Below are 19,898 nucleotides of genomic sequence, written 5' to 3' on the forward strand. Positions count from 1 at the left end.
ATTTGCTCTGTTTCAACATCACCGATAAAATCAAATTGACGTCCAATTGGCACTAATCCATCTGGATTATTTGCATCCGCTGTCGTCATGTTATAACTTAAAAATGATACTTTTCTCATTATCATATCCTCCTATCTTTTAAGTGGCTACTATTTAAGCAACCACATTATATGCTTTTGCTTAAATTACTCCTTCTTCACTCAACTGTACAACTTCTTCTTCAGAAAGTCCAAATATCTCTGCATTATGCTGTCCTAACAATGGTGCTGGAGCATCTACACTACCAGGAGTTTCAGAGAGTTTAACAACACAGCCTTGAAAATATTGATCTCCTGCTGTTGGATGTTCACAATGAACCATCATTTCTCGAGCTTGAATGTGTGGATGCTCAATTGCTTCCTTAACATTTAATACTGGTCCACATGGAACGCCAACCTCATCCATTATAGTTTCTATTTCACTCTTTGTATATTGCTTACACCAATCTCTTATAAGGTTTTGTAGATCTGGTATATAGTTTTGACAACGTAATTCGTTATTTGCATATCTTGGATCATCTATAAGCTCTTCATGTCCTATAGCCTTACAGAATTTTTTATATAATCTATCATTACCAACACCAAGTGCTATAAAACCGTCTTTACAATCATATATATCAAATGGAGCTATTGATGGGTCTACATTACCATTACGTTCTGGTATAAATCCACCAATTGTATAGTTAACAAGTGCATTTTCAAGTAAACTAAATATAGTATCAAACATCGCTACGTCAACGAGTTGTCCTTGTCCTGTCTTTTCACGGTTATGAAGTGCTAAAAGAACACCTACTGATAAATAAATACCAGCAACGTGGTCTGCTACTGATGGACCAACCTTAACAGGATTTTGATCTTTAAAGCCTGTAAGATTTATCATACCACCCATTGCCTGTGCTACTATATCGTAACAAGGACGATGTGTAATAGGACCATATTGACCAAAACCTGATCCTGAAGCATATATAACAGTTGGATTAACTTTCTTCACAGACTCATAATCTATACCAAGTTTTTTTGTAACCCCACCCCTATAGTTTTCAACTACGATATCTGCATCTTTAACTAAGTCAAAGAATAACTTTTTACCTTTTTCAGATTTAAGGTTTAATGTAACACCTTTCTTATTTCTATTTACATAACAGTAAAAACCACTCTCTCCACTCTTTTCATCAAGTGGTCCCCACTCACGACATTGTTCTCCACCAACTGGCTCTATTTTAATAACTTCTGCACCATAATCAGCTAAAATCATTGTACAAAATGGTCCATTTAACGCAGAAGTAAGATCAACTACTTTTAAACCTTCAAGCGCTTTACTCATTTGTAAACCCTCCCTAATAAGTGATTAACTAATATGTCTCGTATACAAACTGAACTACTGTTGATAAAGGTGGATCAGGTAATACATCTATAGAACTTGGAAATGGTGGATTTTCAGGAACTTCTATAATCTTGAAGGAACGAACCTCTATTAAAGCTCTATTACCATCTATCTCCTTAATTCTTGCAATATACTCCATATAATCTCCTGCAAATGAAGGAACATATAGACGAACCTTCTTTACTTCAACACAGTGCCCAGTGTTTCCAAATACCTTAGCCATAAGACGATTTGCTGTATCGTTCATAAGTGTAATATTTCTAGCACCGTTTACAACTCCGCCGCCATAAAATACGTCACGGTTTGACATTCTATAACGGTATGTTACTGTCTGCTGTTCATTCATAACACAAATCTCCTTTATTAAATATTTTATAGCTAGTTCATTATATATATCCTTATTCTGGAAAATCTTCTAGCTCACGCCATGGATTTTTTACTAATCCATCTGGCTGGGCTCCACGTTGTAAATGCTTCTTAACTACTAGACGTACATATCCTTCTGTACAAAGTACAGGCTCATCAAACCAAACCATATCTCCTGGTTTGCAGTTTTCCTTACTTTCACGGAAAGCTGGTGTAGCAAGCTTGAAAACTTCTATCTTACAATCACGAGATGAATTTCCTACATGAGTAAGAGTTGCTTTAAAGTCAACCATATCTCCTACATAAATATCCTTATAACATTTAACATCATGATAACCAAGACAAAGAGATTCATCACCATCAACTAATATCATTTGCTCTGTTTCAACATCACCGATAAAATCAAATTGACGTCCAATTGGCACTAATCCATCTGGATTATTTGCATCCGCTGTCGTCATGTTATAGCTTAAAAAAGATACTTTTCTCATTATGACTTCCTCCTAATAATTTTTATTATTTAGATACCTACGATTATCGTAAGTATTAATTGCCCTAAGTTTTAAGCCTTTATGCTTGTTTCTATAACTTTCCTTAATCTTTTAATTATCAACTGCAACTTCACTTTTATGATAAACTAAGTAGCCTATTATTGCTGCTACTACTGTCCACGGAAACCATGCTAACATTTCAGATGATAGTGGAAGTCCCTCATAGAATATATTGAAGTAGCCTAAGTCTAAATTCAATTTATTTCCATATGCGTAAATTGTATCGAAAAAACCAAATACTAATGCTATACTCATCGCATATCTACAAACATTTAAGTGTCTTCTGCTTTGATTATTTGGCATTAATGCATAATATATAACAAGTACGATTGCTGCTGGATAAATACCATCAAGGATCGGTCCAAGGAATGCAAGTATTGAAGCAAGACCCATACATCCAAATATTGTACTGAATATCAATACTACTATAGATGCTGTCTTGTAATCAACTTTTCCTTCAGTAGTATCCACAAAGAACTCAGCACACCCAGAAGTCATCCCTATTGCAGTTGTTAATGCTGCAAAGAATAATGCAAATGAGAATAATATTCCACCTAGTCTTCCAAGAAGTTTAGTTGAAACTGCTGTATAAAGGGCTGTATAGTTTAAATCAATAGTGCCCCCTGTAGAAGCTCCAATTAACATATGGCAAAGGTGTGTACAGCTTAGTAAAGCAATACCTATAATACCTATTCTAATGATATTCTTACTCATACGTTCATCTGAAACACCTTTTGCTTTAAGTCCATTTAGTATAACTACACCAAATATTAATGAGCAAAGAATCTCGGCTGTTGCATATCCATTAGTGAAACCATAAGCGAATGCGGAACCTTCATATGTTTGAGCAACTGGCTCTGCTATCGGCATCATAAGACCCTTACCTACAACTATAACTACAATAACAATAAGTAATGGAAATAGGATATTTGAAATACGATCCATAGTTTTTCCTGGGTTCATTAGGAACCAATATGTTATCAAATAGAATAATACAGTAAAAATAATTAGTGGTAATTTCGCCTGTGGATTTAGTCCAAAAGCTTGTACTATTGAGTCCCAAGATGCTGCACTCATACGAGGTATAGCATATAAAGGTCCAAGTACAACAATTGTTAACATTGTATAAGATTCTCCTAATCTCTTTCCAAGTACTCTAGTAGTGATTTGATTATAAGTTCCATTACCTCTAGATAGTGCTACATATGCTAGTAATGTAAGCAATAGAGCTGTTATAAATGCTCCACAAAATGCAACTAATACTGATGAGCCGCTTTCTTTACCCCAGTTCATAGGCCATACCATACTCGAAGCACCAAAGTGCATTGAGAAAAGGGCCCCACCCATTAAAAATAATGCAGGTAATTTCAAGTCTCCATTTTTATCCAAATTATTGTTCATACAATTCCCCCTTAATTGAATATTTATATTAGCGTAGAATCTTTTATCTTACAGCTTTATTTTTTAATATCTGAGTAAATTGCATAATACATTTATAAATAATTTTTCAATATAAAATGTAGTTGAGTGAGTCAAGAAAGCAATCCACATATTTTATTTCAAAATTAATAATGTTAATTATGCAATTTGCTCATTTCTTTTTTGATATTTGTTAATAAAATTCACTGACATACTTTTAACAAAATATCGTACTAAAAAATTAAAGTTTTGTAAGCTGTTTAAGATATTTCTCATTATATTCAATACAGTTGTTGGACAGTCAAGCCTATTTTTGATATTTTTTTAACGGTTTTTTCTAGTACATATATCAAACTGTACACTTAGGGTATAGTTGTTTTTAACTTACCTTTGCATTAGTGATTTCTTCAATCATCATAGGTACAACCTTGAATAAGTCTCCAGTGATTCCATAGTCAGCGCAATCAAATATAGGAGCTGTAGCATCTTTATTAACTGCTATAATAAGCTCTGAATCCTGCATACCTGCTTTATGCTGTATCGCACCAGAAATACCAAGTGCAACATATACCTTTGGATGTACTGTTTTACCTGTTTGCCCAACCTGATGATCAGCTGATAACCAACCAGAGTCAACTACAGCACGGCTTCCACCAACAACTCCGCCACCAAAAGCCTCTGCAAGTTCATTAGCAAGCTCAATACCCTCTTTAACATTCTTTCCAATACCACGACCTACAGAAACAATAACCTCTGCACCTATTAAATCAATTATTTGTTTTGCTTCTTTCACAACATCTAAAACCTTTGTTTTTATATCTTCCTGTGAGATAGATACTGGGTACACCTCTATTTCACATCTATCTGCCATTTCTTGATTAAACTCTGCTTTCTTCATAACGCCTGGACGTACTGTAGACATACAAGGTCTAAAACGGGGACATATAATAGTTGCCATAAGATGACCTCCAAAGGCTGGACGTGTCATTTTTAAGTTTATATCCTCCATTTTAAATTTAGTCTTGGATAAATCTAGTGTTGATGATGTATTAATAAAATCAACATATTTCTCCATATCAATGTCTAAATGTGTACAATCAGCTGTTAGACCCGTATGTAGACGTGCTGCGCAACGTGGGCCTAAATCCCTACCAATATTTGAAGCACCAATTAAAATAACTTCAGGCTTCTTATCCATAGCAACATCACAAAGCACCTTAGTATAAGCATCTGTTGTATATACATCTAATGCTGGATCATCACAAACTATTATCTTATCTGCTCCGTAACCTCCAAGTTCTTTTGCAATATCCTTGACATTATGACCAAGAAGAACTCCAATAAGCTTTGATCCGCGTTCATCAGCAAGCTTACGGCCTTCAGAAATTAATTCAAAATCAGTATTTTCTAATTTACCATTACGTTGTTCGCAAAAAACCCATATGTCATTGAATGCACCTATATCAGAACTATTAAATACCATATTCTCATATCTCCTTTCAGTTTATATAACGTGTTTCTTTTGTAATCTTTCTACTAGTTCAACTACTGTATCACTGCTAGCTCCTTCAAGCATTACACCTACACCTTTTTGTGGCGGTGTAAAAGATTTAAATATATTAGTAGGTGATCCCTTTAAACCTATAGTATTAACCTCAATTAATGGCTCATCTTTCAATGCTTGGAAATCAAGAATTGTAAGTGGTTTATTATAGCAATCCATAATTCCATTTATAGTCATATATCGGGTAGAAACGTTATTCTCTTTTACACATGTGATTAGACAAGGTGTTTCAACCTCAATCATCATATATCCATCTTCAAGTAAACGCTTTACAACTACTTTATTATCCCTTTTACTTATTTCATTAACATAAGTTACTTGTGGAATATTAAGTTTCTCAGCTATCTGTGGTCCAACCTGTGCTGTATCTCCATCTATTGCCTGACGACCGCAGAATATCATATTATCTTTACCGATACCTATATGTGATATTGCAGATGCTATAATCTGTGATGTGGCAAATGTATCTGAACCACCAAACTCACGAGATGAGATTAGAACAGCATCATCAGCTCCCATTGCAAGAACTTCACGAAGCATTCCCTCTGCGGGAGGTGGTCCCATAGTTACTGCCGTTACCTGACAACCTATTTTATCCTTAAGTATAAGTGCATGTTCTATAGCACTCATATCATCTGGATTAATGATAGCAGACATAGAAGCACGATCAAGAGTACCATCTGGTTTTACTGCAACCTTACCTGAAGTATCTGGAACTTGTTTAATACAAACGTAAATTCTCATAATTCTACACTCCTTCTTTATTTACTCATTACTGCTCTGGAGATAACAACTTTATGAATCTCTGAAGTACCTTCATATATTTCTGTAATCTTAGCATCACGATACATTCTCTCTAATGGATAATCCTTCATATAACCATATCCACCATGTATTTGAAGAGCTAAATTAGTAACAAATCGTGCATTTTCAGAAGCATTTAGCTTACACATAGCTGCCTCTTGTGAAAAAGGCTTTCCAACATCTTCAAGATATGCTGCATACTGTACAAGAGTTTTGGCAGCCAATGTTTTAGTTGCCATGTCTGCAATATACCATTGAATACCTTGTAGTTTTGCTATTGGCTTACCAAACTGAATACGTTCTTTTGAATATTTAATAGAAAGATCTATTGCTTCCTCTGCTACACCAACAGCTTGTGCTCCTACTCCTACACGAGCTCCATCCAATGCCTCCATTGCTATTTTAAAGCCTTTACCCTCTTTTCCAAGAAGATTTGATGCAGGGACACGGCAATCTTCAAATACTAGTTCTGCTGTTTCAGAACCAGCTAGCCCCATCTTAGACTCTATTTTACCTGTGCTAAAACCTAGTGTACCTTTCTCAACTATTATTGCAGACATACCCTTTAATCCCTTTTCAGGTTGTGTAAGTGCAAATATTATTAATACTTCTGCGCGACTACCACCTGAAATAAAGCATTTAGTTCCATTTAATATATACTCATCGGTTTCTGGATCATATATAGCTGTTGTTTTTGCAGCCCCTGCATCAGATCCTGCATTTGGTTCAGTTAAAGCAAATGCTCCTAACGCTCCTCCTTTTGTAAGCTTAGGAAGAAATCTTTGCTTTTGTTCTTCATTTCCATATTTATTAATAGCTTGGGGTGCAATTAAGTGAATTGATAAAATCGCAGCTGAAGCCATACATTTTTTTGCAAATTCAGAAACAGCTATTACCTTCTCTAATGTCCCACCATCACAACCTCCATATTGACTAGGAACACCAATTCCTGTAAATCCTAGCGATGCCATCTTTTTAAAGTTTTCTTCTGGGAAAACATGGTCATGGTCAACTTTTTCAGCTACTGGTTCTAACTCATTCTCAGCAAACTGTTGTGCCAATTTTTTAATCAGTTCCTGTTCTCTGGTTAATGAAAAATCCATATGTCATTCAATCCTTTCTTTATAGTATTAAAAGCAGAAATTTGTTGAGAGCATATAATGCATCTAAGAATAATACACATTTATAAAATGAGTCTTTAATGCTCTTTGCTTTTGTTAAATTAAACTCTATATTATACAGTTAGTGGAAGGTCAAACTCTTTTTAAAAGATTAATTATCTAGCTAACGTTATTTTTCATTAATCCCTCCATTTACTGTAGAGGATTTCAGTAATATACATTTTCTTATAATATCAAGAAAAAATTGAAAAAAAGAATCCTCTATTTTGAGGACTCATGGTCTTATATTTGTAAGTAAAGACGTATTTACTAAAAAAATATGTATTATACGATAGACATTTTATGTATGTAAAATAATACCTTAATATATTACAACAACACATAATAAGAATTTGATTAATTGAGCAAATTGCATAATTACTTTCTAAAAAAGCTATCTACTACATATAATTTAAAAATCTAAAAAGAGCCAATAATATGAAGTTGAAATTTCATATTATTGGCTCTGCGTCTTAGCGTCTGGCTCGTTAACTATGATAATCTTAAATTTTTTTATATTTACTAAACTGGACATACCTTAATACCTGTTGTTGAATTACCAATAGGGCAAAATACCAATTTGTTTTTTCAATCATATAATCTACCTAATCCTTTCCTTGAATACAGGTCCATTACTGATGTTAAATATACAAATCCAGTAAGGGTGTGGATATAAGTAATATCTGTTACCCATACTGTATTATGGGCTTTAGGGTTGAAATTTCTATCTAATATGTTTTTGAGTCTAGAATCAAAATCTGGATCTATAGTAGTTCTTTTATAAGGACTTACCCAAATTGCTTTAATACCTAGTTCTCTCATATAGTTACCCACAAGTCTTTTCTGAGACTATGTGACCTCTAGACCTTAATACAGCAGTAATCTTAGGTGCTCCATAAATTTGATGTGATTCATTATATATATCGGTAATCTCCGTAAGGAGTGATTGTTTTCTTAACTTTTGATTTGAGATAACTCTCTTTTTAAAGCTATAGTAACCTGATGACGAAACGCCTAGTTTTTTAAGCACACTGTTAATTGATATTCGGCGCTTTTCTGATGCTGCTTTTACCTCTATATAGATTGCTTCAGTTAATCTTCGTTCAATATGCCTATGGCCTTTTTTAATATATCAAGTACATCCTCTTTGTCTCTTAATTCTTTTTTCAATCTAGCAATTTCTTTTTCAGCATACGATGCATAGTTTCTCCAGCCACGATGGTTAACAACTCCGTCATTTAATTTGGCGCTATTAATCCAACCTGCAAGGCCCGAAGGGCTAATATTAAGGGCTGATGCAACTGCCTTTATTGATTTTCCTGAAGAATAATAATAATTGACTGCATCCTGTTTAAATTCTTTACTATACCTTTTGTTTTTCTTACTCATAATAAATCTCTCCTTATCTGATTTCTATATTATATCAAATACAGAATTTACTATGTTTAAGTTCTCCTATTTTTATTCTAGCACCATTTTTCTTCTAAAGAGAGCCATTGAATTGTTTTAAATAACTTTTGCTCATTTTATCAGCATTCTTTTTTAGTTTCTTGGTAAATCTATTATAAAAAGGATGCTTTTATAGTGATATAACATATATAAAGATACACAAAAACTACTTGTGAAAACGAGTAGTTTTTGTAAGTAATTTATTTCATTGCTGCATTTAAAGCATCTTCTAATTTTGATTTAGAAGGAATAATGGAAGAAAATTCAAGTTCACCGTTAATGTAGATTGATGGTAATTTTTTAACTTCCATTTTCTTAACACGAGCAATATTTTCTTTTTCTGTAATTCTGTATTCAACCATATCTATCTTGTCCCCAAAAGCATCTTTAGCTTCTTGAGCAACTCTAAACATATAGGTACAAGCAGCACAGCTTAATGGATCAAGAGTAAATACTTCCATTAGTGGTTTGTCAAGATTCTCATAATCTGGAATAACAACTCCTGATGTATCAATTTCTTCTCCAACATAGTTCTTAACCATTTCTCTAACAGAATCTGTTTCAATAACTGCTTGAGCAACACCAATTGCATTATCAATTGGAGTTGCATATGGCATATCACAACCTGGAGCTAATATAAATCCTGATTTGTCTTCCATATTATCCAATAAATCTACAACGAATTTCATATTATCCATTTGGTTACCATTAAGCATTACAGTTGTAAGAGGAATATTCCCACCAACAACAACTCCATGCTTTCTTCCAATTTCTAATGCAACTTGAAGGTCAACATTTTCGTCTATTGACATACTATCTGGTTTTGTTTCGCACATTACCTCTAAGTTTCTAGTAGCATCTCCACATACGAAGAATGATGAGTAGGCACCTCTTTCACGAATATAATCAAATACTTCTGTAAAAGGCTTAGTCATATATTCTTCAAAGTGATTAGATGAAATTTGAGAAATAAGTGGGTCAACAACAGCGATTACATCCATACCTGCATCAATCATATATCCTGCAGTAGCTTTAGCTACTTTTGAACAGTAGTTAAGTAATTCTTCTGTTTCTTCATCAAAATCAAACATATCTGTGAATATATTGTTTCCTCTAAGATGAGAAGCTAGTGTGAAAGGTCCTGTGATTAAACCGTAAAGTGCAGTTGTATCACCAACAGATTCTTTCATTCTTCTCATAACATCTAATACGATAGGAAAACGTCCGCTTTCCGGAGTTGGTATAGTACATTCACATGGAATTACAGGAGGTTCTTCCTCATCACCATCTAATGGGTGAGTTTTTATTGAAGGAGGACTATTTTTCTCCCATTGTAATTCACATCCTAAACATTCTGCTTCTAATTGAAGGTCAAATATTACAGGCTGCCCGTCAGGCTTGTACAATCTATTAACTTCCATTAAAGATTCATACAATTTGTCAGCATCTTGTAATACTTCATCAGCAGCATATCCTTTTAAGAATCCTGAATGAACACCTGCAAAGGGTACCCATGCTACTCTATCTACTGGTTCACCTTTTAATGTTTTGAATAAACGTTCTTTTGGTTGCATAGTATTCTCCTTTTTAATTTAATATAATAAAAATAGTTTGGTTATTATGCTACGCAAATTTCGTAAGCAGCTTCAGCAGCTTCAGCTCCATCAGCTGTATATTTATCTGCTCCAATTTCTACACAGAACTCTGGAGTAATAGGTGCTCCACCTATCATTATTTTAACTTTATCTGCTATATCAGATTTTTTAATTGTATCTACTACACCCTGCATTTCTCCCATTGTTGTAGTAAGAAGTGCAGAACAAGCAACTATATCTGCATTATTTTCTTTAGCAGCTTCAACAAATCTCTCTGCTGGAACATCAACGCCTAAGTCAATAACTGTCAGTCCTTTACCTTGCATCATAATACCAACTAGGTTCTTCCCTATATCATGAAGGTCTCCTTTAACTGTTCCAATAACAACTGTGCCAACAGGTTCAGCTCCACCTTGCATCAACAAAGGTTTAAGTATATCAAGAGATTTATTCATACAACGAGCAGCTACCAAAACTTCCGGTACGAAAACTTCGTTAGCTTTAAATTTAGCACCAATAATATTCATGCCTGATAACAAGCCCTCATCTAATATTGTTTGTGCAGGAATTCCTTCCTCAACTGCTGCTTTAACAGCTTTCTTACATTTACCTGCTTTACCTGCTTGTAATAGTGAACTAATTTCTGCTAATTTTTCATTCATCTTCTATCCCTCCAAATAAATGATTATAATGATAATATGTTATTGGTTACTCATCACCAAATAACATTCCCTCTACATAATAATCCGAGAAAGTTGTATTCCCAGATAGTTCTATTTCTTTTGACTTTGAAACAATAGAATTTTCGCTTGTTTTTTGGTCTGCATCCAATAGTAGAGCAATTGCTCCCGATAGTGCACCATTACCCACAAGCTTGATACGGTCTTCCAATTCTTTTGGAAAAAGTCCTATATTTGAAGCACTACGTCTATTCATATAGTGTCCAAAACCACCTGCTACATAGAAGGTATCTACATCTGCAGGAGATAAGTTTTCTTCTTTTAGTAAAGTTTTGATACCCGCAAATATTGCAGACTTAGCTAACTGTATCTGACGAATATCTTTTTGTGTTATACTTACTTTAGTCCCTGGAATTTCCCATGCTAAATCTTCATTGTGATAAATAATTTTTCCAGGACCTTCAAATTCATTGTCTAAATGACCTGTCTCGTCGATAATTTCAAGATCTAGCATAACACTCACAGCATCTAAAACACCGGAACCACAAATCCCCTTTGGGGTAACATTTCCTACAGTCTCATAGATAACTTCGCCATCTTTAATTTCAACCTTGGTGATAGCGCCCTTACCTGCCCTCATACCAAAAGTCAAATTAGCACCTTCAAATGCAGGTCCTGCTGCAGTAGAAGCACAATAAAGTTCTCCTTGAATATTGAGGGCCATCTCACCGTTAGTACCTAGATCCGCAAGAAGTTCAATCTTATCAGAGTGATGAATCATCTCAGTTGCAAGAATAGTACATGTTATATCTGCACCGATATATGAACCAATGCATTTAGGTAAGTAAGCAGGACTTCCTGCTAATGTATAACTACTTTGCCTACCAAACAATGAAGTCGGTGTAAACGGAGCTACAGCAATCCCCTTGGCTTCAAGTCCTTCGTAAAGATGAAGCATAGTTGTATTGCCAGTAATAACTGATTTATTTATACACTCAATACCCCCTTGAGCCATACAATCTTTTGCCATTTCAACGAGCTGATTTTGAATTGCCTCTTGCTGAGGCTTATTCCCATTATTAGTTGCATTTTGAATACGTGAAATAACATCTGCACCAAAAGGACCTTGAGCATTTGCCCCTAAAGCCTCGCCAAGCATCTTGCCCGTATATAAATCATAAAGCTGCATAGCCACTGTTGTAGTCCCTATATCGACTGCTAAGCCATAACCTTTTTCCGTTAAATTATGCTTAGGTAGAATAACCATGGAAAGTGTATCAGTATTATCCGTATTAGGGTATATACTAATATCTCCAAGGACCTTTGTAAAACAAGCTAGTCTAATATTATCTTCAACCTCTTCCTTGGTAAGAAGCTTCCTTTCTCCCTCTGTCATAGGTGAAAGATTTCCACTAACACGAATTTTACATTTTCCACAAGTGTGATTGCCTCCACAAGGCATATCTAACATAACACCTATTTGCTTCAACAGTATGCCAAGTCTGCTTTGCTCTTTTATCGAGGGCTTATGAATTCGTTTGCCTTCGACCACATTAACTGTCATCAAATTTTTTCACTCACTTTCACTATCCAATATACTACATATCTTGCCTTTTGTCACGAATTTTTTTATTTTTTTATAAATTTGATTTTATAGTATGGATTGTGCTATATTAAGCATATCTTACGCCATACTATTATTAAAGAATTATTCTTTTAAAACTTTTTTAGTGCATGAAAATTGAAAAACATATAGAAATCTTGCTTTAATACTTTTATAGGAGGATATAATGAAAACAAAATTATATTTAGTAACTGGTTTTTTAGGAGCAGGAAAAACAACTTTTTTAAAAAAATTTATTCCAGCTCTAGCACCTATGCGTATGCATATAATCGTAAATGAATTTGGAAAAGAAGGTGTAGATGGACCACTTCTCGAAACAATTGGAGCATCTCTTAAACAAATTAGCAATGGTTCAATTTTCTGTTCATGCAGAATTGATGAATTTGAAGATGAATTGCAAAACTCATTAGATAACAATCCTGACTGTATAGTAGTTGAAGCTTCAGGACTTGCAGACCCTACTAATATCAGAGCAATAGTAGGTGAAAAAAAATATAATAATAAAATACAGTATTGTGGAGGAATTTGTTTAGTTGATGCAAATAGATTTAAAAAGGTCTATTCGACTGCACGCTGTGTTAAAAAACAAATAGCTGCAAGCGATATTGTATTTTTAAACAAAATAGATAAGGCAAATAAAGAAAAAATTGTAGAAGTAGAGAAACTTGTGCATATGCAAAGACCTGATATACCTATTTACAAAACAATCCATGGAGAATTCGAAATGAAGTGGATTCAAAATTTAATCTTGAAAGATAATGTAGAACTAAATTATAAATCACAAATTCCAGATATTACACTTCAAAAAATGATGCTAAAAATTGATGAAAAAATCAAGTATGACCAACTTTTATATTTCCTAAATCTTATAGTGGAAGATACCTACAGAATAAAAGGCTTTGTTAAGGTTGAAGGTGTTTTGTATTTAGTAAACTGTGTCGGCACTATGATAAATGTTGAACCCTATTACCAGGGTAAAGAAGTGAATATTGGACAGATAGTTGTTCTCTCAGGAGAAGGATTACCACTTCGTAAAACAATTATGAATGCTATAAGTAAATATGAAGGTCTCTTCTCTATAATCAAATAGTAAAGCTTTTTCAATAAGTTATTTAGCACAATAAAGGCGACCCTAGGGTCGCCCATTATATTTACAAGCCAATATTTTTTATAACATTTGTTCTAAATTGTGAAGGGGTTGTTCCAATACGTGACTTAAAAGCCGTAATAAATGTTGACGGATGATTATAACCGCATTCTTCAGAAATTTGTTTTGTACTCATATTTGTATTTAAAAGCAGTTTTTTAGCATTACATATACGCTGCATAATCAAGTATTCATAAGGAGATATCCCATACTGTTTATGAAATTGACGAGTAAAATAATATATACTCATATCTACTTTATCAGCCACATCAGTTATAGAAATCTGCTTATTATAGTTCTGTCTCAAATATGCTTCAGCAACAGACAGGGCATATTCTGTAGATTTCGTTTGGACTGATGTGCTCTCTGCCATAGTTGCCAAAAGTCTATGTATAGTTGCAGATAAAGAATGCTTGAGTACATTTTCTCCACGCAATAAACCCATAAGAATTTCGAATTCCTGAAGTATGATAGAAGAAGCATTGACTATAACAGGACTCTCGAAACGCTTAGAGAGAAGTTCACTATAAGCAAATACCGAATTTCCCTGAATATGTATCCACTTGAAAGATATAGGCTCTTTGGAATAATAACAGTGGGGAGTTCTACAGTCTATAAATCCAAAGTCATCCTTACCAACTAAAAATGTCTCCCCATCAATAATTACGGTAAGCTCACCCTCCTCAATAAACATTATAAGCAAGCTGTTGTAATAATCTCTTTCTATTTTGTAATCACTAACACCAAAATACTCTCCTGCTAACTCTACATAAAATAGATTTTCTTTTGCAAATGGAGCAGAATTGTGAGTATAAATTTTAGTTGTGTCATTTGTGTTATTACTATTCATATTTCCTCCGATCTATTTCCTTTGATTAAATAAAATTAAACTATAATACGTAACTGTATTTTGCCCGTTAATATAATTTAAATTTCCTGCTTTAGCTAAACTTGAAGCATCTATACCATAGGCCTCTATAGATGAAACAGCCATGTTGGGAAATGGACAAGAAGCATTGTTTAAAACAGAACATTTTTTACAATAACCACAAGCACCGCTACCAAGAACCATTATTTCACCAAGTTTTTTTATGATATGAGAGTTTTTAAGTTTTCGAGCTAAATTATTAATAGTCTTACCCGCATTAAGCATTCCTTGTATATCAAAGGAATCTTCAAGGTGATCAATAGTTTGAATAATTAAACCATCTTTAAAGCTTTGAGCCTTCAACATAAGCTTATGAATATCTCCTATATAAGGCGGACACATCCAGTTAGTTCCATAGGCTCCACAAGTCTTAGTCTCACAAATATCTCTAAATTCTGAACTAAACCTAATATCATCAATTTTAATAAGTGCTACGTTACTAGCTTCATTTTCTATTGCTAAATCTTTTAATTCCTCAATAATTTTTTCTTGATTTTCATCCATAATTATATCCTCTTAATTATCTTCATATTCATAAATATTATATAATAGGGTTACTAAGTTGTAAAGAATAACAAAAGACAAAAAGCAGATATCTAAATCTAACTATTATTGTTATTACTAAGAAAGAATCATAAATATTAGAGCAATATTTATATATGTTTTGCATATTTTAGATATAGATAAATAATATTTATTATGATAAGATAATTATACAAATGTTAATATTAGTAAATTTGAAAAGGGATGGTTCATTTATGTCAACTTTAAGAGAAAGAAATTTTAGACGTTTAAAGCAAAGTATCGCCGGAGAAAAATCTGACGGACATGCAGTATTTAACTTCTACACATTTCCGTTCTTCCAAGCGGTTACAGGAGTTAACTTAGATGATTATTTCCATAAACCTGAAGTAACACTAAAATGTCAAATTGAAGCATTAGAAAAATTAGACGGAATAGGTAATCCCCTTCCAGATATGGGGTCGGTTGCAGAAGCAAGTGGTCTTGGTGGGATAGTTAAATTTGACGATCACGGATTTATTTCTGTTCACCCTAACCCTGATATTGCAGATGCAGATGATATAGACGATTTAGATTGGCTAGAGCCAGGAGACCCATACGGCGATAACTATATGAGACAAGCTCTTGAAACATTGCAATATATGGTAGACAATTGCCCTAAAGGCTATACAGTTAATCCTCATCCTGTAATGGGACCTTTTACAGTAGGTGCAAATCTTAGAGGAATTAGCGATTTCTGTGCAGATACTATTGCTGAGCCTGATTTAGTTAACAAAATATTAGATGTAGTTGTAGAAACTCAAATAAGATTTATGCACGCTCAAGAAGAAATCCTAGGTTCACTACATCATATATTAGTAGCAGATGACCTTTCTGCATTCCTTAGCGAACCTGCATACAGAGAATTTATTTTACCTAGATATCAACAAATGTTTAAAGAATTCCCTGACACTCAAAGGTGGTTACACAACGACTCAACAGCTCGTCACATAGCGCCTGCAATAGCTGATTCAGGAATGGTTGCATGGCAATATCTTCCTTCAATCAATCCTCATGATGCTTTAGAATTAACTAAGGGTAAAGTAACACTTTTAGGTGGATTGAATCCTCTTGATTTGCAAAAATGGACTGCTGACGAAACTTATGATAAATGCATAGAAGTACTTAAATCATTTGAAGGCAACAATAGATGTGTGCTTGCTGCTGGTGGTTCAATAAATCAAGTTCCTATAGAAAACTTAAAAGCTATGTTTAAAGCAGCAGATGATTACAAAATTAAATAATTTATAAGAGTAGAGCTTCGAAAGAACATCAAGAAGCCTATCCATTACACTGTAATCTCCTTGTTTCACAGCAGCTTCTAATGTCTCTTCTTCCCATCAATTAATGAAGAACAGCAATCCTGCAATAATTCCTCATTTTTAAACCAGTGTTGATAATAGAACGTATAAAAGTGGACAAATTAATTTGTCCACTTTACTTCTTAATCCTAATAATTTAAGATTGTTCATAAATTCTAATTGATAAATTGGAATTTATATATTTTGGCTTATCTTCAAACTGAGTACAATAAAAATCAAAACTAATCAAAAAACTTCCCCTTATAAAAATTCTCATTGTCAAGTTTCTTTGCCGTCAGCCTAAACATGACGCAGCCATCTGGGCATACAATGTCCTTGCTATATTTACCATTGCCGCCAATGTTCTCTAAATCTCCGCCACTTCTGACCGCCTCCATGATTGGGAACATAATCATCATAACCTTGGAACAGATACCATGTCCATCCGAATTTATGGGACAACCATAGGTGCAGGTATACTTATCCCCCACTTCCTCGCCGTTTCGGCAGTACCGCTCTGTATGGTCACTGCGAAGAAACCCAGTTACCTCAATTTCAAATTCGTACTCCTCATCATACCATTTTTTCATGATTAACCTCCAAATTTTAATTTATCAGGCAGTTTAATAAACAACTCACTCGCATAATAATACGATTGTCCAATACTTTATATTCTTATTATATATAATTTATGGATTATAATTCCAGTAATTATGTAAATAAAATTGATTATATTTATGTTATAACCCATTTTAATAAAAGTATCACAAATCAACATTCATTTAAAACAGAGCCTTATTTTTAAATTCAGTAGAATATCTCTTTTGCTTTCCATGCTGCTTGAACACCTATATCAGATTTTGCAAACGTGTTTTTTGTTAACAATTCATATCACCTCTTTGAGAATATCGTAATCATTGTTTATTTCTAAATTTTTGCTTATTATTTAAATAAAATTTTTGTTAATGGATAATCTCATTATCCTTTATAAGAATACAATTTTTGATGCAATAAAGACTATGAAATTCTCTTCAAAATAGCTATATCATCTATATTTCTGCTTAAAAATCAGCCTTAAAAACAGTCGATTTTCAGCTCATTTTTCGTCTTTAAACCACTACATTTTGTAGTCAAAACGCCTTATTTGTTCTTCCGACCACAAGACGTCATCATAACCACACATTCAACGTGCTTTGAGTGTTAACCGTAGACAAATAATTTTAACTTATGATGTATAATATATTAATAATATAGCTGAAAATTATTGTTTTTTTACCCACGTCATTATATATTCCATAAAGCCAGAATCTTCATTTTGTTGCTCTTTTTTTACCACAAAACCACAATGTTTATAAAAATTAACCGAAGATATATTTTCAATATAAACCGCTAATTCTAAGCTTGAATATAAAGATTTACAATGGTTTAGTAGTTTTTGCCCTATGCCCTGTCCTTCATAATCTTCTAAAACAAATAATGCACCAATAAATGAATTATTTACAATACTTATAAATCCTTTAATTATACTATCTTCTTTATAAACAAAAGTTGTGGAAACAGGTATATATTCACCTTTAACAAGGTTATAATTTTTAATCCAATACTTTTCTGGTATAAAACTATGAGCAATAATGTTAGTCTTTAACCAGATATCCATAATTTCTTCAATTTCAAACTTTTCAAATTCTTTAATCATTCTTTTCTCCCCCTATTTTACATATTAATTATGCAAATCTGTTAGTCTGAAATAATGCTTTGTAGTGATTCTTTAATATCTTTTATATATATTCCTCCATGATAGCATATAATTCTATCTATTTCATAATTTAATAACTTACTTATAGATTTTTTTGCATTATCCATATCTAAAGTATACTGTGGATATGGTATCATCAATTTATTATTTTCTACTATTAATGCATCTCCTGTAATTAATGTTTTACTATCTTTTAAATAAATTGAAATGTGCCCTGGCATATGCCCTGGAGTAGCAATTATTTCTACACCTCCGCACCAAGAAAATAAATCCTTATCTTTTAAGCATATATCAACCTGAACATTTTCTATTGTTTCAATAAAACGCTGAAATTCCTTTGCTCTTTCTTTTTGTTCCTCAGGAAGTTTCTCATATATAGACTCTGCTTGCTGTAATCTTAAAGATTTTTCCTTACCACTAATATATTTTTCATCATCAATTGATGAAAGAACCTTAATATGTGGATACTCTCTTTTAAACTCTGCCAAAGCTCCCATATGATCAAAATCATGATGTGTTATAATTATTTTTGTCAATTTGCTAATATCCATTCCAGTTTCTTTAGCAGCATTTTTTATTAAAGGTAAAAAGTTAGGGTATCCACAATCAATTAAAATAACTTCATTTTCATCACTTAATATAACCGGATAAATAGCATTTTTATCACCATTAAAATCAAATTTTATTTCTAAAACCGTTAATTTATTCATTAGTTTACTCCTCCATAATTTATCTATAAATATATTAACCTTACTTTCTATAATTATTCAAGTTCATAAATGATTCTGTATCAAAGTTGTTCATATTTATCTGTAAAATCTTAATAAAAAAACGGTATTAAATTATCTAAATTGATAATAAATACCATTTTTTTATTTATATATTCTTTTGTTGTCTAACTATTCTTCTTATACTGTGTCCAGAAAGATAATACTCCTGTGCAAGTTTTTTAATAGATGTTCCTTCATTATATTTATTAAAAATTTCTCTGTTTCTTCTTTTTAGAATATCTTTTGTAGCAGTATTTTCTCCCCAAACTTTTTTGTTATCATATTTTACTGGTATATATAAATATCCACCCTCTATATATTCTTGAATAAGTTGAACAATATATTCTGGCAGTATATTTTGTGCATTTTCATATTTCATATCTTTTGCTCCTATCTACTTTATTATCTGTAAACAAAGAAGCAAAGACCACACAAAATAACATTCCCTAAATTAATCTACTAAATTAGGCCCTGCACAAATCATTCTTGTGCTTATTCTGTGTAACCTTTGCACAGAGCCAAAGTAGGCAGTATATTTTATCATATAATTCATTTGCTTTTCCCTCCATTTACTTAAATCCTTTTTTTGGCTTAGGAAGTATAATGTCTTGAAATTCTTTATCATGCTCAAAGTAAAATTATCCATCAAATTCTCTTCCTGAATTAGTAATAAAATATGCTTTTGTATATTTTATCGTATCTAAAGGTGCTTCTATTATAGTTTCTCCAATCTGAATTGCTCGCTTTAACAAATTCGTTGTCTTCAATAATCTTGCTGACAAACCTAATACGAAACGCCTC

At 33.0% G+C, this 19,898-nt stretch carries 23 protein-coding genes; 2 read left to right on the top strand and 21 right to left on the bottom strand.

What is annotated here, in order from left to right; all coding sequences use genetic code 11:
• Positions 1-180: 180 nt before the first annotated feature.
• The 13 genes from B5X81_RS14875 to B5X81_RS14930 form a co-directional block, all read right to left on the bottom strand.
• A complete protein-coding gene (locus B5X81_RS14875; RefSeq protein ID WP_079492781.1) occupies positions 181-1,362 on the bottom strand; it encodes a CaiB/BaiF CoA transferase family protein in 1,182 nt (393 codons plus the stop codon).
• 28 nt (positions 1,363-1,390) lie between these two features.
• Entirely contained in the window at positions 1,391-1,768 is a 378-nt protein-coding gene (locus B5X81_RS14880) for a hotdog fold domain-containing protein (RefSeq protein WP_079492782.1), read from the bottom strand.
• Between the two features lie 52 nt (positions 1,769-1,820).
• Entirely contained in the window at positions 1,821-2,249 is a 429-nt protein-coding gene (locus B5X81_RS14885; protein WP_330397398.1) for a hypothetical protein, read from the bottom strand.
• Between the two features lie 141 nt (positions 2,250-2,390).
• Complete coding sequence (brnQ, locus tag B5X81_RS14890; protein ID WP_079492785.1) at positions 2,391-3,740, bottom strand: branched-chain amino acid transport system II carrier protein; 1,350 nt, start codon at positions 3,738-3,740, stop codon at positions 2,391-2,393.
• Between the two features lie 397 nt (positions 3,741-4,137).
• A complete protein-coding gene (gene acrA, locus B5X81_RS14895; protein ID WP_079492787.1) occupies positions 4,138-5,241 on the bottom strand; it encodes an acryloyl-CoA reductase electron transfer subunit beta in 1,104 nt (367 codons plus the stop codon).
• A gap of 21 nt (positions 5,242-5,262) precedes the next feature.
• On the bottom strand, positions 5,263-6,066 hold the full coding sequence (gene acrB / locus B5X81_RS14900; RefSeq protein WP_079492788.1) for an acryloyl-CoA reductase electron transfer subunit gamma: 804 nt from the start codon (positions 6,064-6,066) through the stop codon (positions 5,263-5,265).
• Positions 6,067-6,083: 17 nt separating this feature from the next.
• Positions 6,084-7,229, bottom strand: a complete 1,146-nt coding sequence (gene acrC / locus B5X81_RS14905) for an acryloyl-CoA reductase (protein ID WP_079492790.1) — start codon at positions 7,227-7,229, stop codon at positions 6,084-6,086.
• 645 nt (positions 7,230-7,874) lie between these two features.
• Positions 7,875-8,108, bottom strand: coding sequence for a hypothetical protein (locus B5X81_RS28820; RefSeq protein WP_139380350.1), 234 nt, complete (start codon positions 8,106-8,108; stop codon positions 7,875-7,877).
• Positions 8,109-8,112: 4 nt separating this feature from the next.
• Positions 8,113-8,316, bottom strand: coding sequence for an IS3 family transposase (locus B5X81_RS27125; RefSeq protein ID WP_170917439.1), 204 nt, complete (start codon positions 8,314-8,316; stop codon positions 8,113-8,115).
• Between the two features lie 62 nt (positions 8,317-8,378).
• The gene (locus B5X81_RS14915) at positions 8,379-8,675 is read right to left on the bottom strand and encodes a transposase (RefSeq protein WP_079492791.1); all 297 of its coding nucleotides are present in this window, start codon (positions 8,673-8,675) and stop codon (positions 8,379-8,381) included.
• A gap of 260 nt (positions 8,676-8,935) precedes the next feature.
• Positions 8,936-10,309 carry a uroporphyrinogen decarboxylase family protein gene (locus B5X81_RS14920; RefSeq protein WP_079492793.1) on the bottom strand — a complete coding sequence of 458 codons (1,374 nt, stop codon included), beginning with the start codon at positions 10,307-10,309 and terminating at the stop codon, positions 8,936-8,938.
• Positions 10,310-10,353: 44 nt separating this feature from the next.
• The gene (locus tag B5X81_RS14925; RefSeq protein ID WP_079492794.1) at positions 10,354-10,992 is read right to left on the bottom strand and encodes a corrinoid protein; all 639 of its coding nucleotides are present in this window, start codon (positions 10,990-10,992) and stop codon (positions 10,354-10,356) included.
• A gap of 46 nt (positions 10,993-11,038) precedes the next feature.
• Positions 11,039-12,574, bottom strand: a complete 1,536-nt coding sequence (locus B5X81_RS14930; RefSeq protein WP_079492796.1) for an ASKHA domain-containing protein — start codon at positions 12,572-12,574, stop codon at positions 11,039-11,041.
• A 226-nt stretch (positions 12,575-12,800) separates the two neighbouring features.
• On the opposite strand from B5X81_RS14930, the gene B5X81_RS14935 reads away from it, so the two are divergent.
• The gene (locus tag B5X81_RS14935; RefSeq protein ID WP_079492797.1) at positions 12,801-13,724 is read left to right on the top strand and encodes a CobW family GTP-binding protein; all 924 of its coding nucleotides are present in this window, start codon (positions 12,801-12,803) and stop codon (positions 13,722-13,724) included.
• Between the two features lie 61 nt (positions 13,725-13,785).
• Here B5X81_RS14935 and B5X81_RS14940 read toward each other — a convergent pair whose 3' ends face one another.
• On the bottom strand, positions 13,786-14,631 hold the full coding sequence (locus tag B5X81_RS14940) for a helix-turn-helix transcriptional regulator (protein WP_079492799.1): 846 nt from the start codon (positions 14,629-14,631) through the stop codon (positions 13,786-13,788).
• Positions 14,632-14,643: 12 nt separating this feature from the next.
• A complete protein-coding gene (locus B5X81_RS14945) occupies positions 14,644-15,213 on the bottom strand; it encodes a DUF2284 domain-containing protein (protein WP_079492800.1) in 570 nt (189 codons plus the stop codon).
• Between the two features lie 254 nt (positions 15,214-15,467).
• On the opposite strand from B5X81_RS14945, the gene B5X81_RS14950 reads away from it, so the two are divergent.
• Positions 15,468-16,514: a uroporphyrinogen decarboxylase family protein gene (locus B5X81_RS14950; protein ID WP_170917441.1), complete on the top strand. Its 1,047-nt coding sequence runs from the start codon at positions 15,468-15,470 to the stop codon at positions 16,512-16,514.
• A gap of 299 nt (positions 16,515-16,813) precedes the next feature.
• On the opposite strand, the gene B5X81_RS14955 is transcribed toward B5X81_RS14950, so the two are convergent.
• The 6 genes from B5X81_RS14955 to B5X81_RS27505 form a co-directional block, all read right to left on the bottom strand.
• Positions 16,814-17,161: a TIGR04076 family protein gene (locus tag B5X81_RS14955; protein ID WP_079492803.1), complete on the bottom strand. Its 348-nt coding sequence runs from the start codon at positions 17,159-17,161 to the stop codon at positions 16,814-16,816.
• 671 nt (positions 17,162-17,832) lie between these two features.
• Positions 17,833-18,267, bottom strand: a complete 435-nt coding sequence (locus B5X81_RS14960) for an N-acetyltransferase (RefSeq protein ID WP_079492805.1) — start codon at positions 18,265-18,267, stop codon at positions 17,833-17,835.
• Positions 18,268-18,308: 41 nt separating this feature from the next.
• Positions 18,309-19,037: an MBL fold metallo-hydrolase gene (locus B5X81_RS14965; protein WP_079492806.1), complete on the bottom strand. Its 729-nt coding sequence runs from the start codon at positions 19,035-19,037 to the stop codon at positions 18,309-18,311.
• 166 nt (positions 19,038-19,203) lie between these two features.
• Positions 19,204-19,476 carry a CD3324 family protein gene (locus B5X81_RS14970; protein WP_079492808.1) on the bottom strand — a complete coding sequence of 91 codons (273 nt, stop codon included), beginning with the start codon at positions 19,474-19,476 and terminating at the stop codon, positions 19,204-19,206.
• A 72-nt stretch (positions 19,477-19,548) separates the two neighbouring features.
• Positions 19,549-19,743: a hypothetical protein gene (locus tag B5X81_RS14975; protein WP_079492809.1), complete on the bottom strand. Its 195-nt coding sequence runs from the start codon at positions 19,741-19,743 to the stop codon at positions 19,549-19,551.
• On the bottom strand, positions 19,736-19,879 hold the full coding sequence (locus B5X81_RS27505) for a hypothetical protein (protein ID WP_170917442.1): 144 nt from the start codon (positions 19,877-19,879) through the stop codon (positions 19,736-19,738). The genes B5X81_RS14975 and B5X81_RS27505 overlap by 8 nt, the downstream gene beginning before the upstream one ends.
• Between the last annotated feature and the right edge of the window lie 19 nt (positions 19,880-19,898).

It is taken from the genome of Maledivibacter halophilus (assembly GCF_900167445.1).
GTDB classification, from domain to species: domain Bacteria; phylum Bacillota; class Clostridia; order Peptostreptococcales; family Caminicellaceae; genus Maledivibacter; species Maledivibacter halophilus.

Bases quoted from the DNA above. Each gene is read 5' to 3' on its own strand.
- B5X81_RS14875 (WP_079492781.1), bottom strand. From the start codon at position 1,362: ATGAGTAAAGCGCTTGAAGGTTTAAAAGTAGTTGATCTTACTTCTGCG.
- B5X81_RS14880 (WP_079492782.1), bottom strand. From the start codon at position 1,768: ATGAATGAACAGCAGACAGTAACATACCGTTATAGAATGTCAAACCGT.
- B5X81_RS14885 (WP_330397398.1), bottom strand. From the start codon at position 2,249: ATGACGACAGCGGATGCAAATAATCCAGATGGATTAGTGCCAATTGGA.
- brnQ (WP_079492785.1), bottom strand. From the start codon at position 3,740: ATGAACAATAATTTGGATAAAAATGGAGACTTGAAATTACCTGCATTA.
- acrA (WP_079492787.1), bottom strand. From the start codon at position 5,241: ATGGTATTTAATAGTTCTGATATAGGTGCATTCAATGACATATGGGTT.
- acrB (WP_079492788.1), bottom strand. From the start codon at position 6,066: ATGAGAATTTACGTTTGTATTAAACAAGTTCCAGATACTTCAGGTAAG.
- acrC (WP_079492790.1), bottom strand. From the start codon at position 7,229: ATGGATTTTTCATTAACCAGAGAACAGGAACTGATTAAAAAATTGGCA.
- B5X81_RS28820 (WP_139380350.1), bottom strand. From the start codon at position 8,108: ATGAGAGAACTAGGTATTAAAGCAATTTGGGTAAGTCCTTATAAAAGA.
- B5X81_RS14915 (WP_079492791.1), bottom strand. From the start codon at position 8,675: ATGAGTAAGAAAAACAAAAGGTATAGTAAAGAATTTAAACAGGATGCA.
- B5X81_RS14920 (WP_079492793.1), bottom strand. From the start codon at position 10,309: ATGCAACCAAAAGAACGTTTATTCAAAACATTAAAAGGTGAACCAGTA.
- B5X81_RS14925 (WP_079492794.1), bottom strand. From the start codon at position 10,992: ATGAATGAAAAATTAGCAGAAATTAGTTCACTATTACAAGCAGGTAAA.
- B5X81_RS14930 (WP_079492796.1), bottom strand. From the start codon at position 12,574: ATGACAGTTAATGTGGTCGAAGGCAAACGAATTCATAAGCCCTCGATA.
- B5X81_RS14935 (WP_079492797.1), top strand. From the start codon at position 12,801: ATGAAAACAAAATTATATTTAGTAACTGGTTTTTTAGGAGCAGGAAAA.
- B5X81_RS14940 (WP_079492799.1), bottom strand. From the start codon at position 14,631: ATGAATAGTAATAACACAAATGACACAACTAAAATTTATACTCACAAT.
- B5X81_RS14945 (WP_079492800.1), bottom strand. From the start codon at position 15,213: ATGGATGAAAATCAAGAAAAAATTATTGAGGAATTAAAAGATTTAGCA.
- B5X81_RS14950 (WP_170917441.1), top strand. From the start codon at position 15,468: ATGTCAACTTTAAGAGAAAGAAATTTTAGACGTTTAAAGCAAAGTATC.
- B5X81_RS14955 (WP_079492803.1), bottom strand. From the start codon at position 17,161: ATGAAAAAATGGTATGATGAGGAGTACGAATTTGAAATTGAGGTAACT.
- B5X81_RS14960 (WP_079492805.1), bottom strand. From the start codon at position 18,267: ATGATTAAAGAATTTGAAAAGTTTGAAATTGAAGAAATTATGGATATC.
- B5X81_RS14965 (WP_079492806.1), bottom strand. From the start codon at position 19,037: ATGAATAAATTAACGGTTTTAGAAATAAAATTTGATTTTAATGGTGAT.
- B5X81_RS14970 (WP_079492808.1), bottom strand. From the start codon at position 19,476: ATGAAATATGAAAATGCACAAAATATACTGCCAGAATATATTGTTCAA.
- B5X81_RS14975 (WP_079492809.1), bottom strand. From the start codon at position 19,743: ATGGATAATTTTACTTTGAGCATGATAAAGAATTTCAAGACATTATAC.